Genomic DNA, 21597 nt, shown 5'->3' with positions numbered 1-21597 from the left:
TTGATAATATATTCCTAATAAGCTATATTTTTGTAATAAATCTGTTAAATATTCTTTTCCATATAATTTATATAATACAAGAAATAATCTACGTTTTTCTGCCTTTATTAAACTTGAATCAAGATATCCTCTGACTATCATTCCATTTTCTATCTTTATTTTATCATTTTCAAAATAAAGTCATCTGGCAAAAATATTGAAGCAACTTCCTTTCCAGTTAAATAATCTCTACCTTCTTCTTTAGCTTTTTTTATAATATTAGATAATTTATCTAAATCTTTATCATTAGCATTAGACATATATACTAACTGTGCAGCTTGATTAATTGGTATTTTTACATCATCCTGCGTTATTAAATATAATCCTGTTATCATTTCTTGAATCATACCAACAATAAAGTCCCCATACCTTGGAGTAATATAATTATTTTATATTTCTGCTAAAAATTCTGCTTCTGCTCTTGCTTCCTCACTTCTTGGTAAGAATACATTCATCTCATCTCCATCAACATCTGCATTATAAGGTCTACATTTTATTGGATTTATTCTAAAAGTATTTCCTGGAAGTATTTTAGCATTATGACCCATCATTGATAACTACGTAAACAAGGATATCTTAATAGTAATACAATATCTCCATCCATTAAATGTCTTTCAACAATCCATCCTGGTGCAATCATTGAGGCAATTGTTTCTTTATTTTCTTCAGTAATTACTCTTTTTCTTCCATCCGGAGATATTACATAATTTGCACCTGGATATTTTTCAGGTCCATTCAATATATATTCCCTCATTTTTTCAATATTCCATTCAGTAAACCTTTCAGGAACTGTTAATGTTTTTGCAACATATAATGGTATTCCAACCTCATTTGGTTTTATTTTCGTATCTGGACTAATAACTGCCCTTGAACTATAATTTATTCTTTTTCCAAGCAAATATCTTCTAATTATTCCTTCCTTTCCAGAGAATCTTTCAACTAATGATTTTAATGGTTTTCCAGATCTATGTTGAGCCTTCGGGACATTTGGTAAGGTATTATTGAAATATGTAAATACATGATATTGTAATAAATTATATATATCATCTACAATAACTTGAGGGGCTCCTGTTGTTATATCTTCTTTTAATCTTTGATTTGTTCTTACAATATCAACCAATTTATGAGTTAAATCATCTTCTGCTCTCTCTCCAGTTTCCAAAACTATCGAAGGTCTCATTGTTACTGGAGGTACAGGTAAAACTGTCATTATCATCCATTCTGGTCAGAAGATGATGGATCAAATCCAATTAATGGTAAATCTTCATTTGGTATTTTTTCAAATATTGATCTTATTTCAACAGGATACATTCTTCTTTCATTTTCCTTATCCTTAACTGCTAAAAGTGAAATGGTTTTCTAAATTCAACTTTTGGATTTTCATATCCACATACAGGACATTTTGGATGCTTTTTTTAGCTCTAGAATATACAAACTTAACTATAAATTTATATAATTTATTCCTTCTTTTTGCATTTTTATACTTTTCTATTTTATTTAATGCAAATTCTCTTTCTTCTTTCCTTAATTTTACATGACCACAATTATGACAAACAGCATTTACTAATTCTTTAACAATTGGCAAAAATTCTGGATGCAATACTGGTCTTGCTGATTCAATATGACCAAAATGACCAAGGCACTTTCCTGCAGTTTTTCCACATGTTTCACATACATAACTTGGATCTACTACTCCCAATCTTAAATCCATTAATCCACCCCTTATTGGGGTTCCATCTTCATCATCATAACTCTGATACAATTATTTTTGCTGCAGACATTTTTCTTATTGTATCTGGAATTAATAGGGAATATTGAATTTCAGAAATTCTTTTGAAAAATATATCGTCCATCATTAAAACTTATAATTTAACTTAAGCTTAGGCCAAATCCAAGAGAAATTAATTCATTTAATAATAAGTAGAATGCATAAGAAACCTTAACTTTTGATATTTTTTCAGTTTCACCACAAACAGGACAATAAACCCTATTTTTATATTATCTTCAACAGCAAGAGAACCACATTTTTCACAAACATAAATTGTTGTATTATCAGAAGAATACATTTCCCTTGTTAATATAGAAGCACCATGAGCAGCAAGAACTTCATGTTCCATTTCACTGTATTTCAAACCACCTTTCTTTGATTTACCTTCTGTTGGTTGTCTTGTCTATAAAGTAAGAGAACCTGTTGCTCTTGCTTGTAATTTGTTCTTTGCCATATATTTTAATCTTAAATAATAAATACTTCCAATAAATATTTTGACTTTAAATTCATCTCCAGTTAAAGGATTATATAATGTTTCTGTTCCATCTTCTCTAAATCCTAAAGATAAGAGTTCTTTCCTTAATTCTTCTTCACTTTCTCCAACCTTGTAGTTCATCAACATACCTTCCATTTAAACTACCAATCTTTCCAGCAAGCAATTCTAATAATAATCCAACTGAATCTCTTGAAGGAATTCCAGCAGGAGAAAATATTATATCTGGAACAAGACCTGGAGATGACCAAGGCATATCTGATGGGTCAACAATCATTCCCAAAACACCTTTCTGTCCATGTCTTACAGAAAATTTATCTCCAAGTTCTGGAATTCTTAAGTCCCTTAATTTTATCCTAACTAATAAATTTCCATCATCAGATTCTGTTATTACAACCTTATCTACCCACCCTTCTTCCCCACTACCAGTAGTTAATGAAGAATCCTTCTTTCTTAAACCTGTTGCAATAGATTCAGAAGTTAAACCAATAAATCTTGGGGGTGATAGGCCGCCAACAAGAACTTCTTCGGCTTTACAAATATTTCGACAAGAAACAATTCCATCTTCTTCTAAATTTTTATATTTATCTTTTCCTCTATATAATTCTACAAAAGGATCTGGAATTGTAATTTCATCTTGTAATCATCCAGAATATCTTAATCTTTCTATTTCATAAGATCTAAAATACACAGATCTAAATAAACCCCTATCTATTGAACCTTTATACATGATAATTGCATCTTCAATATTATATCCTTCCTGTGTCATTACAGCAACAATTACATTTTGTCCTATTGCATAATCATCCTTAAATATATTAAAAGAAAATGTTCTAGTAATCGGATATTGAGGATAATATAAAAGTGATATATCAGTATCGAATCTATTATGGAAATTCAATGAATATATAGCATGAGCCTGTCTCTGTGGTCTAACACCTCCATTTAATCTTGCAGATTGATTTCTATTTGAAAATGGAACTAAAGAGTAGACTATACCAAATATTATAGTGAAGATAACTCTAAATGAGTTGTATTTTCCTTTATATCTTCAGGATATAATGCAACATATAAATTTTCTTCTTCAGCAGGATCAACCCATTCAATTATACCTTCCTTTTCTAAATCAGACCATTTTATTTCTCCTTTCTTTAATTTTTCAATATGCTCCTTTGTTAATAATAGCTTTCCATCTTTTACAACAATCAAAGGTCTTAAAATCCTTACTTTTCTTGCTAATATCTCTATAACATTCTTGTTTCATCAAAATGTATATTTACAAAATATGGAATAATACCTTTTCTTCTCTTCTCCTTAAATTCTTCAATAAATTTATTAACATCATCAACATATCCAACAAAAATACTATCTACATAAACCTAATATGCCATTTTTATTTTTTATCTGAAACATTTTTAACTATTGCCTTAATCGTATATCCTCCAATTTTCTAATTAATTGATTTTTATCAATCTCTTCAAAACTTATTTTTGCTAATATTGTTTTATTTTTTCTTAATCCAGTTTCATGACCTTCAGGTGTTTCTATTAAATCTAATCTACCCCAATGAGTACCATGAGCCATTCTTGCTTCTAATAATTCAGCTTCACTAGATATTGAAGAAACAACCCTTGTTAGATGAGATAAAACAGAAATTTTATTTGTTCTATCAGAAGCTTGCGCAATTCCAGTTCTATTCCTTGTCCATTTTCCAATACCCATTACATTTTCAAATCTCTCACTAAATATTTTCTGATCTAAATATAGATGTATATGAAGGTATCTTCCCTCTTTTCACCAACCTTTCATATTGATACATTGCATCTGTCATCAATGTTCTTAAAGTAACTAAGAAATATTCTCTTATTAGTTCTCCAGGTGTTCTAACTATTTTATTTGCAAAGTGATCTTTTACATCTTCATCAATTTTTTCATGAGCTAATTATAATAACTTTCTTGCCATCTTCAATAAATTGTATGCCTTTAATAATCTATCATTAGGGATGTTCCAATATTCGGTAATAATAAATTATCTAGTATTGATAATAATTTTTCTTTTTTAACTTCTGGAGATCCTGTTAATTTTAATTTATCAGCCAAATATCTTATTGCATCCTCAGAAGTTTTTATATCTTGGAATTCCAATAAATTAATATATACTTCTTCAAAATCATCCCCTTCAGAAATTAGTTGCTTTATTTCAACATCCTTTTCTAAACCCAGAGCCCTTACTAAAGGTATTAAAGGAATCCTTTTATATTTCTCAAATGATAAATATAATAAACCATCTTTTGTGATTTCCATTCTATGAGCCTTTAATTGAGTTAAAGATTCTGATAATAAATATCCACTATATTTTATAGAACCAGATTCTTTTTNAACTAAAATTTGTTTGTCGCAAGTTCTTCAGACAATATAATTAATTTTTCATTTCCATTAATAATAAAATATCCAACCTTATCTGTCGGATCTTCTCCAATTCTTATTAATTGCTCTTCAGATAATCCATAAGTATTACAATATTTTGATCTAACCATTATTGGCAATCTACCAATTCTACTTGATATTCACTCTTAAATGTTTCGTTTTCATATACAGAAAATTCCATATATACTGTTCCAGCATATGTAAGTCCTCTAATTCTAGCTTCTATTGGATATATTAATCTGGAAACCCCTTCTTTCTCCATAAAATCTGCCTTCCCCAACCACCATCTTTCTATTTTAAATTGTAAATCTCTTAATCCTGGAGCCAATAATCTTGGAGAAAATGTTCCCAATTCCCTTCCAATCTTTGTCATTTCTACATCAACGATGTATTCAAAGGACCTTAGTTGTACTCCTAAGAGATCATTTTCCTCCAAGTATTTATAGAATAAGATATAGTTATCNATATTATTTTAGCCACTTTTTATTTATATATATGATATCCTTATAAGCTTAATCCTCAACAACAACTCTATAATATACTTCTTCCCCAGTCCATGGATTATTCCTTATAATCTTAACAACATCCCCTGGCTTAGCATTTAGATTCTTTAATGCAGGATCCGAGATTTTGATCTTTGGTAAATCTAATAAAGATACCTTATACTTTTCTCAATAATTCCTTCTTTTCTTCTTCAGGTGATATTATATGTTTTGGTACTAAATAATGTTTTGTTATATCGATTTCAGATAATTCCCTTAAATCTTTTTTAGGTTTATTAACTTTAGAAGTTTTTTTAGATTTAGAATTTTTAGTAGATTTACACTTTATTTAATTTTTCATAAAAACTTATAACTTTACCTCCTAGATATTAAAAATGGGTAGAGTAGCCATATTCGTAAAAACTGATTTAGAAGATTATAGAATGATAAGATTGAAAGAGGAAATAAAAAATTATAATGAAATCAGAATTATTGATATAGAAAAGGACAATATATTTCCATATAATGAAAAAATATTAAACTATGATGTATATTACTTTTTCATTGGATCAACTTTTTTATCAGATATACACTTTCTAGCAAAATATCTTGAAAAAAATGGAAAAAAAGTAATAAATAGAATACATACTAAAGAATCTATAATATCAAAAACTTTATTTTATAGCATTCTTAATAAATATGTAAAGATGCCGAATTTGTGAAAATATTCTCAATCCATAACATAGAATATGTAATAAATAAAATAGGATTTCCAATGCAATAAACATCAGTTTGCTCATAGAGGAGAATTTGTAACAAAATAGATAATGAAAAAGAATTATATAATTTTTTGGAAAAATATTTATTAGAAAAGAAAATAAATTTAAAACATCTAATATTTCAAAAATAAATTCCTTATGAGAGAGATATAAGGGTAATTTTTGTAGGAAAAACAATTGGTGCAATGCAGAGAATTAATAAAAATAGTTTTAAGGCAAATATTAGTCAGGGAGGATATGGAAGACTATATGAATTGGATGAAGAAATAATAGATATTGGATATAAAATTATCGAAAAATGCGACTTANAAATATTTGGATTTGATCTATTATTAAAAGACAATCAATAGTATTTAATAGATTTACATCATATATTTCAATATGAAGAATCTGACAAATATTTAAATAGAAATGTTTCAAGAGAAATATTAAATTACTTAAATGAAATTAGTAATAAAAGCTAGGGGAAATAAATTAATAAAAGCAACACATTAAAGTACTCTAGAAAATACAGAGGATAATTTTTTAACTGAAAGAGGAGATTGCATAATTGGGATAAATGCAAATTATTCTGTAAAAGATCCACAGAAGATTTTAAATATCATTTATTAAATGAAGGAAAAATAAAGATTGTAATTAAAGTTGATGATTTGATAGATGATATAATTGCATATGGTTCAAAAAATTTATTATTAACAAATTATAGAAGTATTGTTATAAGAAAGAGTAATTATATTGACGATAGAACTTTGGCAATAAATTCAAATAAGAGTGCTATTGATATTGATAGAAAATTAATAGAAGAATTGAGGAAAGAAAAGGATATGGAATTTGTAATATATTATTAAAAATATTTATAAAGAATAAAATATTTATCCTTAATTATGAAAAAGGGAGGTATAGATATGGCTGTAGAAACAATATTTGTAATAATAATAATGTTATTTGTGGCAGTGATTGTAATTAAATTATTCCAGCAACAATCTTCAAAGATTAGCCAAATATCAAACACTCAAATACAACAGGCAGTTTCAGATTTTTCAAGCTATTGTTCAAGCCCATATACATTTTGTACAAAGTATGAAGATATAGGAAATGGACTTGTACAAACAAGTCCTGGATATTATGTTTGTTCAAATGCTGTTCTATGTAGTGCAGTATTACAATTATATGGAGGTTCTTCTAGTCAATGTCAATATGAAGGATATTCTATATCACCTCTTGATTGCATGTATTTAGAATGCCAGATTTATATTGATAATTTATATTATAATCCAGAACAAGCAACAAGTTATGTATTTGGAAATTACTTCTTCTGCTACATATTTTAATGTAACAAATGGACAAGAAAATATTTATATTTCTTCTCCATCACAAATATTAAATCCAGGTCCAGTACAATGTTCTTCACAATTACCAACATGGATTACAAATCAGGTATTTGGTGCATTATTGGATATTGCTAACTATTATAATACTGCAGATGGATGTAATTTGAATTTAACAGTTAGTAGTGGAATATTAACAGTAACTGGAAATTGCACAGCATTGGGTATAAATAATAATGTTAATGGAATGCCATTGTAGTCAATTCTTCATTGCAGGTACCATATTCTCAGTTAAATAATATACCAAGTGAAACAAGCTAAATGTAATGAGTTTTTTTGAATATTTTTTTTAATAATTTTAATTTAATAATATTAAAAGCCCCTGATTGTATATATAAAAAATATGCATTTCATTTATGGTTAAATAGACTAAATACAAATCCAGATAATATATTTTCTTCTGTAATAAGCCTAACATTATTTTCTATAATTTTATATTTATTTTAAGTTTTGTTAGCTTTCATTTAGCTTTTTCTTTATTAATTTCTTTATTGATATTATCTTTTTATTTTGCATATTATCCAATATTCTATACACAAATTGTTAGAATACAAGTAACATCAGAAGTTATATGGATAATATTATATTTATCATTATATCTAAAAAGAAATCCTNATTTGGAAAATGGAATAAAATATGTAGCATATTATATGAAGGGTTTTATTGNAACAGACTTTAAATCATTATTAGATTATTTAGAAACAAATAAATTTAATGATATTGAATCTGCATTAGAATATTATCAAAGAAGATGGTTTTATCGTAAGCCAGTATTTTGTATATGCAATGACACATATTGTAAATATTAAATATAAGAATTCTATTGATGATATAAACAAATTATTAGATAGAATATTAGGATGGGTATTGAAGAAATCATTAGAAAAATCTCAATTATATGTAGATGCTTTAAAAGAACCAGCAACAGTTATTGTATCTTTCTTATTGATGCTTCCAATAGTTAGCTTGATTATGTTACCAATAATATCTGTATTTTTATTAAATACTGTAAGTTTCTATTTCATAGCATTTTCATATATATTGATTTTACCAGTTATTACATTTTTAATAATCCCGAACTTTTTATCAAAGAACCCATTTGCATTTTCTGTTCCAGATTTATCTTTAGCAAGAGATCTACCAAAACCTGGAAGATTTAAAATTGGAGATAATGAAATTCCAGCAATCATAATTTCAATAATATTGGGATCAATTGCAATTTTAGGAATATATCATTTTATTTCTTTAGCTATAAAAATTACATCTATTCCACAAGGATTCTTAAGTGATTATTTAAATATAGTTTATCAAGATAGAGCATTAATATATTCTGTTTTAACTTTAGCATTACCTTTAGGATTGGGTTTGGGTATAGGATCCTATTATTATTTAACATCTTTCCAAAGAGTTAAGAAAANATATGAAATTGAAGAAATAGAAAATGAATTCCCAATTGTTGTAAATGAGTTTGCATCATTTTAGATGATGTTTTCCATTTGAAATGGTAGTTGAAAAAACTACTAAACAAATAGAATAATAAAATCCTCTGGAGTTATGGAAAATTTCCTAAAAACAACATTATATAATTTAAGAAGAGGCTATGATTTAAATACTTCTATATTTGATCCAAAAATTGGTTCATTAAATCTATATCCATCAAGATTAGTAAGGGAATCCATGCAACTTTTAGTTACTTCTTCATCAAAAGGTCCTGAAGTTTTATCAAAGATTGCATATAATATATCAACAAATTTAGAAAATGTAGATANCATAAGATATAATGTAAGAAAGATATTAAATGAAGTAATTGGATTGATAGATATTACATCAAAAAATCTAGTACCATTAATTTCTGCAATGGTTACAGTTTTTAATAACGGAATAGTTTCAATGCTTTTTGCACTTGCATATTTCTTTCAATTAAAGACCAATCCTTTGGTTTAGGTAGTGGAGCTAATCTATATAATTTCGTTGCAAATACCTTTAATCTATATAATTTAATACCACCAACATTCTTTGGAGCAATAAATTGGTATATTTTTTATAGAATATGTAATGATTACTTCATATATGAGCGCAGGAATAAAATATGGATTTGATAAAACAATGCGATCATATTATATAGGTAAAAACTTATTGTTTGGAACAATATTTTATGTAATATTTTCAATAATAGGAATATTAATAGTATATACAGTATTTGGCCCATATTTACCAATAAATATAACAATTATGAGATTACAGCAATCAATATATTGGATTATAATAACCTTTATATTAATTATAATTGCCGGTTTATTTTCTTTTTATTATATTTATAATGTAAAAAATATTTGGGAGGAAATAGTATACAAATTATTAATTGTCAACAACTAGAAGACCTATATAATAAAAGTTTTCAGGAAATAATAAATATTAAAGTATTTCTTAGTGAAAATTGTACAATAAATGGAATAACAATTCCCTCTGGCTATAGAATTATATATATTTATAAGGAGGTATTAATTATNTATGAAGAACGATATAACAATAGATACCATATTTATAATAATAATAGCGATAATATCTGTTGTAGTTATATGAATCTTATTTATACAAAATTTTTTAGTAATTCTCAAGCATATTATTGTCAAACATTAATATCACAAGGTGGTTTTTCCCCATCATGTGAAAAATATTATCCTTCTTCAATAAATATTATTTATACAAATGAAAGCAATGATACAATTTATTCAGATATAATAGGATTAATATTAAATTGCTATAATAATAATGTAAATACAGATAAATTATTTAATGTATGTTATGATGTTTATATAGATGAAAATATTACTTTGAATTCATCAATATTAATTCAATATGTGCAAAATTATACTGTATTTAATCCAAATAATTTTATATTTGATTTAAATAATAATAATGGAAATATTTATCCATATAATAGCATATTTATAATATACAATAAAAGTTATATTGTAATATGGCAATAAAGTCACAAGAACTTCCAATAAATTATACATTTTTAATTATAATGGGAATAATTTTTACATTGGTAATTTTAGGAATAATATTTTTATTAAAAGGAAATATAACTTCTTACATTAGTAGTATAATGCCAAAATATAATATTACATAAACTGTAGTAGAAACAAATGTAACTTCAATACAAGATGTTGCAATGGATGTAGTATCATGTTATTATAAAAAAGCCCGGGGTCTTTGCTATTTAATTAACTATCAGGGAAACCCATTTACATGTAAGGATTTAATAAATAATGTAAGTAGTATAGATCCAAATGTAGTAATGCAAAATTGTAGCTATTATATAAAGACTGGAGAATATATATTAGTATATTCGGCAGGAAATTATGTCTATATTGATGTCCAGGGATAAAAATGGAAAATTGGTTTTGGATAGTTGTAAGGATCATTGCTTTTGGTTTATCTGTATATTTATATTTTAAATTTGCTAATATAAATAATCAGACCCAATTATTATATCAAGATATATATTCATGCCAAAATCTATATTCTACAGTTGAAGAAGTATGTTATTCTAACAATGGAACAGGAGTATATATTTAAATTGAAATAAACAAATATTTAAATTATATTTACAGTAATAACAACTTATTAAGTTGTATATATATGATAAATATGTATATTTAAACAATACCATGCAATGTAATAATAAATACAACAAATAATATGATTCAATATTATACTTCAGGATTATTTTATGAATTATCATATGGAAATCCAATTCGAAAAAATTCCATTACTTGTCGAAAAAACATCTCCAACACACGTAACAATTTATATAGAAAATCCAAGTTAAAATTTTTTAAAATTTTTAAATATTTTTAGATCATAATGAAAAAGAATCAATTAAATTTACTTTCAATAGCAATAATATTGGTAATTATATCATTATCTTTCCTAATATGCATTATCAATATTCTTTAAATATTAAAAAAGAACAGGAAGAATATATATTTGAAAATTTTATTAACAGTTTACAGAATTTACAAAATACAATAAATAGATTAAGGGTCATATTATATAAAAGTTAATATACCAAATGGAGTTTTATTATATACAAATGGTACAGAATTGATAATACAATATGATAACAATAATTATACAATTAATTTTTACAATGAATATAACATTATATAATAATCAAAATGTGAGTTTTCTATATCCAAATAATTAAATATACCTTGTTAGTACAAATAATACTGTTTTTATTACAACAAATCTTCAAAATTCAATTAATATATTTAATCAATATTTACCAAGTGGAACTCTTGTATATATAACCATCAGAAAATAATCAAAACTCTCCAAATAATAATCAAAATTCACAATGTTTATTTACATATAATGGACAAACAAGCTTTTTCTGGGGTGAGTGTAAATGGAAATGACTATTTACCTCCAATAGGAGATCAGGGAGAATGCGGAGATTGTTGGGCATTTGCATCTTCAAATGGAATTGTTTCAATATATATGATAAGAAATAATGAACCTAATGAAGAACTAACATTATCTCCAGCATATTTAGCAATAGAATGTAATAATGGTTATCCAAATACTCCAGGATATTGTAGTATAAACGAAGGTTGTAATGAAGGTGATCCATACTCTGCTATATTTTTTGCATCTCAATATGGAATTCCACCTGATGGAGAATGGAACTATATGTATTCTACTTTATATATTGTTCACAGATCTTTATCAAAGCTATCCAGGTGATGTATGTAATCACAATTATAATGGACCTACTTTTCCACTATATTACCCAGAAGGCGTTATTTACTTATCTGAAAATGGACCCTTATCAGATCAACAGATAATCCAGGACTTATTATGCTATGGACCATTAGCAGCTGCTGGATTTCTCCAGGAAGCGGTGGGCAATATCCAAGTCAAATAGCATCCAATNNTGAACATGCCATGTTATTAGTTGGCTATACTACTGGCGATACTGCATATTCTCAACTATGCGGAGAAGTATATGGAACACAGGATTTTTGGATATTTGAGAATCAATGGGGAAATATCACGGGCTGTATAGTTTTTATTTCAAACGGAGTACCAGCGCTTGGACCAGACAATCTTAGTCTATGCGGTGAACTATATCAAAATTATCAGGATTGTAATAATTATTGCAATCGGTTTTTAACACAACAGAAGTAGAATGTGGAGGTGTTTATTGGTATATAAGCTGGATATATGTATGTACCATTTGATCAATCTCCTTATGGCCTAACATTTCCCTACTATATAATCGCAATCCAAAATGTCACTCTTTCACAATAAATATTTAGTAATATTATCTATAATCTCTTTCTTAATTTTATCTTATAATTTATATTCTATGAGAAATCCACTTGCAGTTTATTGTGAATACGGAGGAGGAACATATTATACAAATAGTACAGGTTCTTATTGTATTATAAATGGTACATACTTTAATGCTTTACAATATTATGAAAATAATGTATCTCCCCAATATTCTTTTTGCGCCCATTATGATTAGTATTTTAAATAGTAGTTATTGCGAATATCCAAATGGAACATTAGTTAGTCCNTATTCATTAATTCCTCCATCAGCATATCAANACATAATTATACCTGTACCAACATTATGTAATAGTTTACTAAATTGTTCAAATACACCATGGTATTATCAACCATGTTCAAATCAGATTTATCCATGTTTTAATCCTCCATATTTACCTCAATCTTATTTAACAAATAATGAATCATATCAATCAGTATTGAATGTATATAAAATAGAATATCAATGCGGATATTGCACAGTAACCTTATCTTTTGAAGGAGATTGGTTTAGATTCTCATATAATTATTCATTAAATCAGTTATTTCAAGAATTTTTACAGCAATGTCCACCACCAAATATTGTATATATATCATGTACAGGAGTATTTGACATGCATAAATCAAAGTGAAGTAAATTTAACAAATAGTACCCAACAATTAATTTATCCACAACCAAATGTAAGTAATAAAATAAATAACATCAATTTGATTTTGCCAGCAGCAATAGTAATAGTAATTATAATAATAGGCCTAATTATACTTTTATATTATCTAAAATGATAAATCAGATAAATACATTAACATTTGTTATTATTATTTGAATAATAATTTTATCAATTCTTTTAGTTTATCTTTTAACTACTAGCTCTAACTCTAAAATAACACAATACATATAATGTAGAAAATCAATATACATTAACAATCAAAATAGCCTTGATTTATTACCATATATTTATGAGAATAATGTTAATTTATCCTATGCATTTTTATTATCATATTTTTCATCTTCTGGAAATGATACATCTTGTATAAATCAAAATACATGTACAAACATATCAGAAGATTTGATAAATTACTTTGATAATATATATGGAAATAGATGGAACCTTACAATATATTTTATCCCACCAGTAACAGGATGGATTGTTCAAATGTTTACAGTAGCTGGTAATATTGGAAATTGGGATCCTTGTTCAATGAATCCTCCACCGGATCCTGACGGTACACAATGGTATGAATGGAATTATACATATTTCTTTTTAAATAATTATACAGAAAATATTAATATACCGGTAAGTCAAACTTTATATGGAGCAGGATGGGTATATGCAACAGCGCCGATTTCGTCAATCTGCGTCAGTAAGTTTATGGGGTTTACCAGCATTTATAATGATCTATCTCAATCTCAAGCCGTACAAAATGGATACTGTACGCCATTAACGGAAATATTTCCAAATTATAATTTTACAAACGCTTCTGTATATTGTCCACAGGATGAATGGAATTTATTTCCAAATTATATAGGCGGAGATAGTACGCAGCACAACCTAACTCTAGTTTGCCTAATTTCTTTTCCGGATATTTATGTATTTATAATATAGAACAATGCCCTGAAACTTATAATCAATATCAGCATCTATACCTTATTATTATCAAGGTCCTCCTATTTATGGAACTGCTACTGATATAAATAGATTAGCAGAATTTATAATCCCACAACAATATTTAAATGAAGCATGCCAAGAAGAATTTGGTACATATTATATAGGCAATTCTCTTTGCGAAGGTAATCAGGCCATCCGGGTAATCAGGAATTAATTGTTGTTGCATTTTATAGAGGTGTAGTAGATATACCACCAAATTGTCAGCAAGTATTCATTGATTATCCATGGCATGAGGTAATAAGATTATATATTTCATTTTTAAATACAAGCGGAGAACCAGATTATGTATTCTTAGCAGCAGATCCTTTCTGTGAATATAATTTAAACGGAGATACAATAAATTGCCCAACTGGTGTATATGTATAATATACAAAATGTAAATGGAATTATTGTTGGAAAAGAATGTCCTTTAGTTTACTTAGGAGATATTAATAAAAATACTGAAGGATTTTATAGATTTAATATTACTAAATGGGTAATAGATGATAGAGATTCATATACAAATCAATTTATAATTTCTGCAGTATAATTATGATCCGCATCCCGGAGGAAATGGCGTTGCAATGGCAAGAGTATANTGTATTACAAACACTGGAAATAAAGAAGAATTAAATGCATACATTTATGCAGGGTAGTGGAGAATTCATAAGTCTAGGATATCCAAGACGACCAAATACAAATACATATGTTTATTATATATATTTACCAGTAGATGTACCATTCTTAGGCGGATATTTGGTTGCTAAATTAACAGTATGGTAAAAAAGAAGATAAAATTTTATTTCTTTTATATTTAATATTATTTTTAATTTTTATTTACATTAGCAACTTTAATATTAATATATTTATTTTTGGTACAATATATTTGTTCTTATTATCTTTTATATTAAAAAATTCAAAGAATACATCTTTAATGTATAAATTAATATTTCCATTATATGATCACCAATTGGAATTTTTGGTATTTATACTAATTTACCTTTACCTTTTCCATTTCCATCAATATTTACTTATATGGTAAATTAATGGGTATTTTCTTTTATAGCATTTTCTATGGGATATTATTTATTTGAAAACAATTTATATATTTCAAGAAAATCATTAATATTTTATATAATCTCAATAATATTATTTATAATATTATTTTTCCTTGAATTAATATATAATTCTGCAACTACAGATCTAGACGTATTTATGGGATATATATCGGGTTTATTCCTTACCTTTGCATATTTTCATCTTTATACTTTTGAGATACTCTATTCATCCCTATTTATTATTTTTGCCATATTTCTATTTCTAGTTATGTATTTTAATAGCAATGAAATACTAATAGTAATAACAAATATATTCAAGAAGATATTATAAATCTATAAATACAAAAAGTATGTATTTCTATTAATATTCCTTATTATAATATTACAAATTATTATTGCCATATATAAATTATCATTTTATAATAATTTAATTATAGAAAGCTCAGTTGGAAAATATTATATATATGCATATGTATGATTAGTTTTTTTATCAATATATGAATTTATTATTTACTTTTTAGTTTATAGAAATTTAAGATATAATGTTCCAACAAATTATTTCTTACTTTTTACTATGGTTTTAATAATATTTTTCGGAGAACTATATTTATCAAATGTGGATATTATTTCTGCAGCTCTTACATACTAGATATTTAATTGCTTTATTATTTTTCTTTATGGTAATCTATTATGAAATATATAGAAATAGTAAAAGAATAATAACAAAAGCATTGGGTATTACAATCGCAATATTAGTTCTAATACAAAATATAACTGGAGAATTCCTTGAACCTGTATTATTTGGAGGGCCAAGTAGTATTCATTTAATATCTATACCAAATATATTAAGTGCACTTGGAATTATACATGGATTTGTAACGCCAATTCTTATCTTAACATTTATATATTTACATATTAAATTAAAAATATGAGAAATCAATTAGAAACTGTTTATGTAGTTTTATTTTTAACAATTGCAAGATTAATAATTCTTTTATCTTTTTATGCATTAACATATAATTACAATCAAAATATTGTTTTTAATAGATTTACTTCTTTATCTACATTATCAAATTATTTTTTAGGATATTTACAAACAGCATTAACACAAGAAGGTTATGTAGAGTCATATATACGCAGAACTAATGGATGGGGAGAAGAATAAAGGGCTTCCTATCCTTATGGATGTATATTACCACAATCGTGTCAAAATGCAATTCAATATTATAACAATTTGCTAACTTCAGGATTTGAAACTTTATTAAGTTTTGGAGAACAATATTTGTCTGCATATCAATATTATTATCCTTATAACTTCTCCTCGAATTTTTCAAATAACTTTCAAGCAGGAATTCTTGGAGATTGTAGCGTATAGCTTCCGGAGAATATAATTATAGTTTTCCCGTTTATGTTCAAGGATTATATATAAATATTACAGGTCCTTCTTCAGGTTCAATAATTCCATATTCAGTTACATCAAATATAACAAATAATCCAGCATTCTATTTATATAACTTAGCATATCAATTTTCCCAAAATGGGGAATTTTCAGAATGTTCATATCAAGATTGCTCAAATACATTTAATAATAATCCAACCTATACATGTGCGCAGGAGTTTGAACAATTTTCAAATAATCCATATATTCCATATTATGAAACAATAATTCCATATCAATGTATAAATATTCCATTATGTCAAATATGTTCAAATCCAGAGGGTATTGCATGTAAAGTAATATTAAAATGCTCTGATAATCAATACAATGTATATTATAATGGTAATACTTATCCTCAAACTATAACAATTACTTCTATAGTTTTTTATGAAAATATAACAAATCAATATTATTTAAATTGTACATATAATTGTATTGAAACATATAATTTAACAAGTAATCAAATAATATCTCAAAGTTGTACATTAGAAAATCAACAATATTCTTGTTCTCGCCTTCAGAATGAGTGCGGCAGTGTAAGTACAACTCAACAAAATTCAGAAGAAATATTTGCATTTCAATTCCTATTATTCAATTCAAGTTAATTGCTATACTTGCATAATTGGTGGACACCAATGTCCTGCTTGTTTACCTGGAGAATGTCCTTATCAATGCCCAGCAACAATATCATTTCCATCTGAATGTATAACAACAGAATGCTCAACAACAATGAAAAAGAAAAACAAAAAATCTATTTATTGTATAAAATTACTATAAAATGAAAGAACAACTATCTATCATATTTATAACAATATTAACAGTCTTATTTTTAGTTGGAATGATAATTTTATTAGCTATATTTTCCAATATAAATTTAACAAATTATACAGAACAAACTTCTTTTTCATATGAACAAGAAATAATATATAATCTATTTTCCCCAAATTGTTTAGGATATCCAAATAAACCAATATATTTTACAACTCTAGATAAAATAGAACAATTTAATCAAACATATTATAATGAACTTCCTAATTGTACAATATTTCCTTATACATTTAGAGCAGAAATAGATGATATATAGTTTTGGAATAATAAACTTTAATGGAAATTGTAATACATATATATATCCGATTTCCATATATTATTCTTTAGATTAACTAAATTAACAATATGCAAAAATTATTATTCAGATTTCTATTATTTTTTATATAGTTTCTGTTTAAGTAATGAAAATACATTAAATCAAACATTTGTATTTTTATTCCACACAAACTTATCTGGAAATATAACATGTACAGAAAATACAAATGGAAATATCATATGTAATTATATACAATGTTATTCAATAAATAATATTACTTTTTATCAATTTGCAACAGTATATTTGGAAAGAATTAATCAAACATATTTTAGAATTGCATAAAAGTTTTAATGACATTTCTATATATAATGGGCGAAACTATCATAGATAGATTAATTGACGAAATCAAAAATATCAATAAACATATACTTATATTATATTTAATAATATTCCCAATATTCTATATTATTTTTTACAAATTTATATTATATCTTATTTGGAATATTTTACTTATTTGTTTTATATTATTTCTTGAAAAACACAAAATTCAATATGATAAAAATTTTATTTTTATTAATTTTTTTATTACCTATATTAAATATTTTTAATAATATTTTACTTAAATATTTTGTTTATGTATTTTTTTCATTTATTTTATTTTATTTCTTTGGAAATTTTGTCGCAGAGAATATATTATCTATAAATAGAAAACAAATAATAATATTAATAGTTTCTCCAATATATGTTTTATATATAACATTATATAATATTATAAATATTTATTCTCTATTTTTTATATCCCTTCTAGGATTTTTATTCAATTTAGATGATAAAAAAATATATCATTTATTTTCATTAAATTTTTTAAACAATTATAAACAATCTATCTTCTCCATAATTTCTCTTTTTTTATCTATACAGTTAATACTTTCTTTAGTTTTTGAAAATATTTTAATATTATTTATTATATCCTTATTCTCAATATTGGAATTTATTTTAATGATTATGATTAAAAGAATATTTGATAATAAGCCAGAAGGGTTCACAATGTATATTTTAATATTAATAATATTTCTATTTATCTTCTTTACAATTCTATTTTTCTTAACAAAAATCAATATAATTTATATTATTCAAAATATTATAATCATGTTTTTATTTTTCTTTACCGCAATTCACGCATATTTATATCATAGGTTTCCAGACAGTAAAAAAATAATTTTGGGAATTGTTTCAGGAATACCATTTATATTAATGAATTTCGTAAGTTTTTTTTACTATATTTATCAAGGAATTTTAATTAATTTTCCTTTATTCATAATTTTATTTTCAATAAACTTACTAATATTAGCAATTTTGGATTAGTAATAATTTATATACATTCCATATATAAAAATCATATTTAAGTTTTTCAAAGATTAATTATACTTTATTATTGTAATATTGCAATAGTTTCTACTGCTATTTTTGATGCTAAATTATCACATACTTCATTTGAAAATAATTCTCTAAATAAAACCAATTAAATTAATTTCCTTAATTCTTTTCATAATCTTAAAATGATGATATGGTCTAATTCCAATACCTTCCAGCCAATGCCCACACCCAGTAATCAAATACATCTTTATCAATTGAAATATATACATTTTTATTCTCCAATATATTTGATATTTCCTTTGAAATTTCTTTTATATTATGCCCAAATATCTAAAGGATTATAATATTTCATTCCCCATTCTTTTATTATATTCTTTTCTTCAAATGATAAATTCGATATACCTACATAGATAATTTTTTCAGGTACAATGTAATTTTCTTTTATTAAATGATAAATAAAACTTTGATAATTTGGATATGGATCTGGATGAATATCTGGATGAGCATCAAAATATAATAAATAAAAATCTTCCCAATTTTCTTTAACAATTTTTAATATTGGATATGTTATTGAATGATCTCCTCCTAAAAATATATATTTTTTATCCTTTCTATATATTTTTTTAATTTCATTATATATTTTCTCATATAATTTATTCAGATCTTTTTTATCTTCTAAATCTATATCTCCATAATCATATATTTCTTCCATATTTATTTCTCCAAATATTGGAGAAAATATTCTATAAGATGCATCCCTAATAGATTCAGGTCCTTCCATATAATTTTTGATATGAGATAAACTACCAATTTCAGATGGAATTCCTACTATTATCCATTTAGATTTATCATATTCACCCTGAGCATGTGCGAACATTAAACTAAAATAATTATCATATTTATATTTTTAATGGATAAAGAAAAAATGATTGAAGAATTAAATAATCAAATATTCAAGTATGACAGATGTCCTTTATATAAATTTAAAACAAATTATGTCCAGGAGATGGAAATTCAAATTCAAAGATATTATTTATAGATGAAGCACCAGGTGGAGAAGAGGACAAACAAGGAAAACCTTTTGTTGGAAAAGCTGGACAAGTATTAACTGAAAATATAAAAAATATATTAAACATGGATAGAAAGGATGTATATATAACTAATGTTGTTAAATACAGACCTCCAGAAAATAGGGAATCTGAAGAAGAAGAAATAAAGGCATGTTCTATTTGGCTAGAAAAACAATTAGAAATAATTCAACCAGATATAATTGTAACTTTAGGTCATTGCTCAACAAAATGGGTTTTTGATTATTTTAAATTAAAATTTTCTTCAATAACAAAATTAAGGGGAAAAATATTTAGGGTATATAAATGGGGAAAAATTTTACAATAATTCCAACATTACATCCAGCATCTACATTATATCATAAAGAATGGAGAGAATATCTTGATCAAGATTTTAAAACAATAAAAGAAATATTAAATAAGGATAAAAAGGAAGTAATACTAAAATTTATATGATGATGTTGCGCGCGACTGAATAAATGATGAATACACCTCCTCCCTGAAAAAATATAAAATAGTTAAAATATTAATTAATTATGGATGATATTCAGGATTTAGAAAATCAGTTATTAGCTCAAATCAGGAATTTATTGTCACAAATAAATAACGAATATTTTACAATTAGAAAAATTAAATGAATATGAAAAAAATATTAGTGGAAAACAATATTATTTATATAATTATCAAATGCAAGAAATTATCAAGTTTGATAAATTCAATGAAATTATTAGTAGGCATTTTAGAGAATATAAAAGATTATATAACACTATATTATAAAGAAATAAGTGGAAATCCATATATAACACCAAATATAAAAATATAAATCCTTGGACAAACAAATTATGGAATAAAAGAAATAAAAAGTATGATTGATAAATTATTTGTAGAAATAGAAATATTAACTAATAATTTACAAAGATTTTAAATCTTCTATTGAATATTTTAACATATCATCATTTATATCCAAACCTTCAATTATATATGTAAATTTTTTCTTGGGAATCAAAATCTTAAATGGTTTTAATTTTTTATAATATTGAATCAATTCAAAATTTGAATTATATAAATAAATATCTAATGGTTTTAAACAAAAAAATGTATGAACAAAACCATCTTCAACATCTTTTTTTAGATCTAAAATATATATTGTATCCTTTTTTGGTAATTGAAACATTAAACCAATAAAAGATCTAAATAGGACCAAA

The 21597-nt window shown here is 25.1% G+C and carries 32 protein-coding genes and 5 pseudogenes; 20 read left to right on the top strand and 17 right to left on the bottom strand.

Annotation, left to right across the window (positions count from 1 at the left end; all coding sequences use genetic code 11):
* Window positions 1-27: 27 nt before the first annotated feature.
* The 15 genes and pseudogenes from LUA84_RS04600 to LUA84_RS04980 form a co-directional block, all read right to left on the bottom strand.
* Window positions 28-374: pseudogene (locus tag LUA84_RS04600) on the bottom strand (hypothetical protein); the annotation flags it as partial.
* A gap of 54 nt (window positions 375-428) precedes the next feature.
* Window positions 429-587: a hypothetical protein gene (locus LUA84_RS04015; RefSeq protein WP_256443473.1), complete on the bottom strand. Its 159-nt coding sequence runs from the start codon at window positions 585-587 to the stop codon at window positions 429-431.
* Window positions 587-1255: a hypothetical protein gene (locus tag LUA84_RS00830; RefSeq protein ID WP_256443472.1), complete on the bottom strand. Its 669-nt coding sequence runs from the start codon at window positions 1253-1255 to the stop codon at window positions 587-589. The genes LUA84_RS04015 and LUA84_RS00830 overlap by 1 nt, the downstream gene beginning before the upstream one ends.
* Window positions 1256-1372: 117 nt before the next feature.
* The gene (locus LUA84_RS00825; protein WP_231433991.1) at window positions 1373-1801 is read right to left on the bottom strand and encodes a hypothetical protein; all 429 of its coding nucleotides are present in this window, start codon (window positions 1799-1801) and stop codon (window positions 1373-1375) included.
* Between the two features lie 148 nt (window positions 1802-1949).
* On the bottom strand, window positions 1950-2156 hold the full coding sequence (locus LUA84_RS00820) for a hypothetical protein (protein WP_231433990.1): 207 nt from the start codon (window positions 2154-2156) through the stop codon (window positions 1950-1952).
* A 54-nt stretch (window positions 2157-2210) separates the two neighbouring features.
* Window positions 2211-2423 carry a hypothetical protein gene (locus LUA84_RS04010; RefSeq protein ID WP_256443471.1) on the bottom strand — a complete coding sequence of 71 codons (213 nt, stop codon included), beginning with the start codon at window positions 2421-2423 and terminating at the stop codon, window positions 2211-2213.
* Window positions 2398-3297 (bottom strand): annotated as a pseudogene (locus LUA84_RS00815) (hypothetical protein). Before LUA84_RS00815 ends, LUA84_RS04010 begins: the two are co-directional and overlap by 26 nt.
* Window positions 3298-3305: 8 nt before the next feature.
* A complete protein-coding gene (locus LUA84_RS00810; RefSeq protein WP_231433989.1) occupies window positions 3306-3509 on the bottom strand; it encodes a hypothetical protein in 204 nt (67 codons plus the stop codon).
* A gap of 35 nt (window positions 3510-3544) precedes the next feature.
* Window positions 3545-3667 (bottom strand): annotated as a pseudogene (locus LUA84_RS00805) (hypothetical protein); the annotation flags it as partial.
* Window positions 3668-3719: 52 nt separating this feature from the next.
* Window positions 3720-4022, bottom strand: a complete 303-nt coding sequence (locus LUA84_RS00800; protein ID WP_231433988.1) for a hypothetical protein — start codon at window positions 4020-4022, stop codon at window positions 3720-3722.
* 261 nt (window positions 4023-4283) lie between these two features.
* The gene (locus LUA84_RS00795) at window positions 4284-4661 is read right to left on the bottom strand and encodes a hypothetical protein (protein ID WP_256443571.1); all 378 of its coding nucleotides are present in this window, start codon (window positions 4659-4661) and stop codon (window positions 4284-4286) included.
* 20 nt (window positions 4662-4681) lie between these two features.
* A complete protein-coding gene (locus tag LUA84_RS04005) occupies window positions 4682-4837 on the bottom strand; it encodes a hypothetical protein (protein ID WP_256443470.1) in 156 nt (51 codons plus the stop codon).
* Window positions 4837-5163 (bottom strand): hypothetical protein, encoded by a 327-nt coding sequence (locus LUA84_RS04000; RefSeq protein WP_256443469.1) that lies wholly within the window; start codon window positions 5161-5163, stop codon window positions 4837-4839. Before LUA84_RS04000 ends, LUA84_RS04005 begins: the two co-directional genes overlap by 1 nt.
* 76 nt (window positions 5164-5239) lie before the next feature.
* Window positions 5240-5386, bottom strand: a pseudogene (locus LUA84_RS04985) (DNA-directed RNA polymerase subunit RpoH/Rpb5 C-terminal domain-containing protein); the annotation flags it as partial.
* 1 nt (window position 5387) lies between these two features.
* The gene (locus LUA84_RS04980; RefSeq protein WP_457913317.1) at window positions 5388-5465 is read right to left on the bottom strand and encodes a DNA-directed RNA polymerase subunit RpoH/Rpb5 C-terminal domain-containing protein; all 78 of its coding nucleotides are present in this window, start codon (window positions 5463-5465) and stop codon (window positions 5388-5390) included.
* A gap of 139 nt (window positions 5466-5604) precedes the next feature.
* Between LUA84_RS04980 and LUA84_RS00785 the strand changes: the two genes are divergently transcribed.
* From LUA84_RS00785 to LUA84_RS00700, 18 genes and pseudogenes are all read left to right on the top strand, one after another.
* Window positions 5605-5931, top strand: a complete 327-nt coding sequence (locus LUA84_RS00785; protein WP_231433986.1) for a hypothetical protein — start codon at window positions 5605-5607, stop codon at window positions 5929-5931.
* 188 nt (window positions 5932-6119) lie between these two features.
* The gene (locus LUA84_RS00780; protein WP_308112647.1) at window positions 6120-6338 is read left to right on the top strand and encodes an ATP-grasp domain-containing protein; all 219 of its coding nucleotides are present in this window, start codon (window positions 6120-6122) and stop codon (window positions 6336-6338) included.
* Between the two features lie 196 nt (window positions 6339-6534).
* Window positions 6535-6836, top strand: a pseudogene (locus LUA84_RS00775) (DUF371 domain-containing protein).
* Between the two features lie 36 nt (window positions 6837-6872).
* The gene (locus LUA84_RS00770; protein WP_231433983.1) at window positions 6873-7319 is read left to right on the top strand and encodes a hypothetical protein; all 447 of its coding nucleotides are present in this window, start codon (window positions 6873-6875) and stop codon (window positions 7317-7319) included.
* The gene (locus LUA84_RS00765; RefSeq protein WP_231433982.1) at window positions 7282-7575 is read left to right on the top strand and encodes a hypothetical protein; all 294 of its coding nucleotides are present in this window, start codon (window positions 7282-7284) and stop codon (window positions 7573-7575) included. The genes LUA84_RS00770 and LUA84_RS00765 overlap by 38 nt, the downstream gene beginning before the upstream one ends.
* A 1871-nt stretch (window positions 7576-9446) precedes the next feature.
* Window positions 9447-9752: a hypothetical protein gene (locus LUA84_RS00760; RefSeq protein ID WP_231433981.1), complete on the top strand. Its 306-nt coding sequence runs from the start codon at window positions 9447-9449 to the stop codon at window positions 9750-9752.
* Between the two features lie 203 nt (window positions 9753-9955).
* Window positions 9956-10366, top strand: coding sequence for a hypothetical protein (locus LUA84_RS00755; protein WP_231433980.1), 411 nt, complete (start codon window positions 9956-9958; stop codon window positions 10364-10366).
* A gap of 188 nt (window positions 10367-10554) precedes the next feature.
* Complete coding sequence (locus LUA84_RS00750; RefSeq protein WP_231433979.1) at window positions 10555-10770, top strand: hypothetical protein; 216 nt, start codon at window positions 10555-10557, stop codon at window positions 10768-10770.
* Between the two features lie 992 nt (window positions 10771-11762).
* Window positions 11763-12134, top strand: a complete 372-nt coding sequence (locus LUA84_RS00745; protein WP_231433978.1) for a C1 family peptidase — start codon at window positions 11763-11765, stop codon at window positions 12132-12134.
* Window positions 12135-12759: 625 nt separating this feature from the next.
* Window positions 12760-12921, top strand: coding sequence for a hypothetical protein (locus LUA84_RS00740; RefSeq protein ID WP_231433977.1), 162 nt, complete (start codon window positions 12760-12762; stop codon window positions 12919-12921).
* 410 nt (window positions 12922-13331) lie between these two features.
* A complete protein-coding gene (locus LUA84_RS00735; RefSeq protein WP_231433976.1) occupies window positions 13332-13505 on the top strand; it encodes a hypothetical protein in 174 nt (57 codons plus the stop codon).
* Window positions 13506-13789: 284 nt separating this feature from the next.
* Window positions 13790-14326: a hypothetical protein gene (locus tag LUA84_RS00730; RefSeq protein ID WP_231433975.1), complete on the top strand. Its 537-nt coding sequence runs from the start codon at window positions 13790-13792 to the stop codon at window positions 14324-14326.
* Window positions 14327-14747: 421 nt separating this feature from the next.
* Window positions 14748-14918, top strand: a complete 171-nt coding sequence (locus tag LUA84_RS00725; RefSeq protein ID WP_231433974.1) for a hypothetical protein — start codon at window positions 14748-14750, stop codon at window positions 14916-14918.
* 83 nt (window positions 14919-15001) lie between these two features.
* A complete protein-coding gene (locus tag LUA84_RS00720; protein ID WP_231433973.1) occupies window positions 15002-15151 on the top strand; it encodes a hypothetical protein in 150 nt (49 codons plus the stop codon).
* An 889-nt stretch (window positions 15152-16040) separates the two neighbouring features.
* Complete coding sequence (locus tag LUA84_RS00715) at window positions 16041-16358, top strand: hypothetical protein (protein ID WP_231433972.1); 318 nt, start codon at window positions 16041-16043, stop codon at window positions 16356-16358.
* Window positions 16355-16591 carry a hypothetical protein gene (locus LUA84_RS00710; RefSeq protein ID WP_231433971.1) on the top strand — a complete coding sequence of 79 codons (237 nt, stop codon included), beginning with the start codon at window positions 16355-16357 and terminating at the stop codon, window positions 16589-16591. Before LUA84_RS00715 ends, LUA84_RS00710 begins: the two co-directional genes overlap by 4 nt.
* A gap of 1051 nt (window positions 16592-17642) precedes the next feature.
* Window positions 17643-17948 (top strand): hypothetical protein, encoded by a 306-nt coding sequence (locus tag LUA84_RS00705; protein WP_231433970.1) that lies wholly within the window; start codon window positions 17643-17645, stop codon window positions 17946-17948.
* 552 nt (window positions 17949-18500) lie between these two features.
* Window positions 18501-19313, top strand: a complete 813-nt coding sequence (locus LUA84_RS00700) for a hypothetical protein (protein WP_231433969.1) — start codon at window positions 18501-18503, stop codon at window positions 19311-19313.
* Between the two features lie 328 nt (window positions 19314-19641).
* Here the strand turns inward: LUA84_RS00700 and LUA84_RS00695 are convergent, their stop codons facing one another.
* Window positions 19642-20202 (bottom strand): arginase family protein, encoded by a 561-nt coding sequence (locus LUA84_RS00695; RefSeq protein WP_231433968.1) that lies wholly within the window; start codon window positions 20200-20202, stop codon window positions 19642-19644.
* 149 nt (window positions 20203-20351) lie between these two features.
* Here LUA84_RS00695 and LUA84_RS00690 point away from each other — a divergent pair, with 149 nt between their 5' ends.
* Window positions 20352-20720, top strand: a complete 369-nt coding sequence (locus tag LUA84_RS00690; protein WP_308112646.1) for a uracil-DNA glycosylase — start codon at window positions 20352-20354, stop codon at window positions 20718-20720.
* Window positions 20699-20848 (top strand): hypothetical protein, encoded by a 150-nt coding sequence (locus tag LUA84_RS00685; protein WP_231433967.1) that lies wholly within the window; start codon window positions 20699-20701, stop codon window positions 20846-20848. The genes LUA84_RS00690 and LUA84_RS00685 overlap by 22 nt, the downstream gene beginning before the upstream one ends.
* Before the next feature lie 454 nt (window positions 20849-21302).
* Here the strand turns inward: LUA84_RS00685 and LUA84_RS00680 are convergent, their stop codons facing one another.
* Window positions 21303-21596: a DUF192 domain-containing protein gene (locus LUA84_RS00680; RefSeq protein ID WP_231433966.1), complete on the bottom strand. Its 294-nt coding sequence runs from the start codon at window positions 21594-21596 to the stop codon at window positions 21303-21305.
* Between the last annotated feature and the right edge of the window lies 1 nt (window position 21597).

The sequence above is a fragment of the Candidatus Nanopusillus massiliensis genome (genome assembly GCF_920984865.1).
Note: the sequence above shows the minus strand (reverse complement) of the source record. Positions and strands in the feature narration are given on the sequence as shown.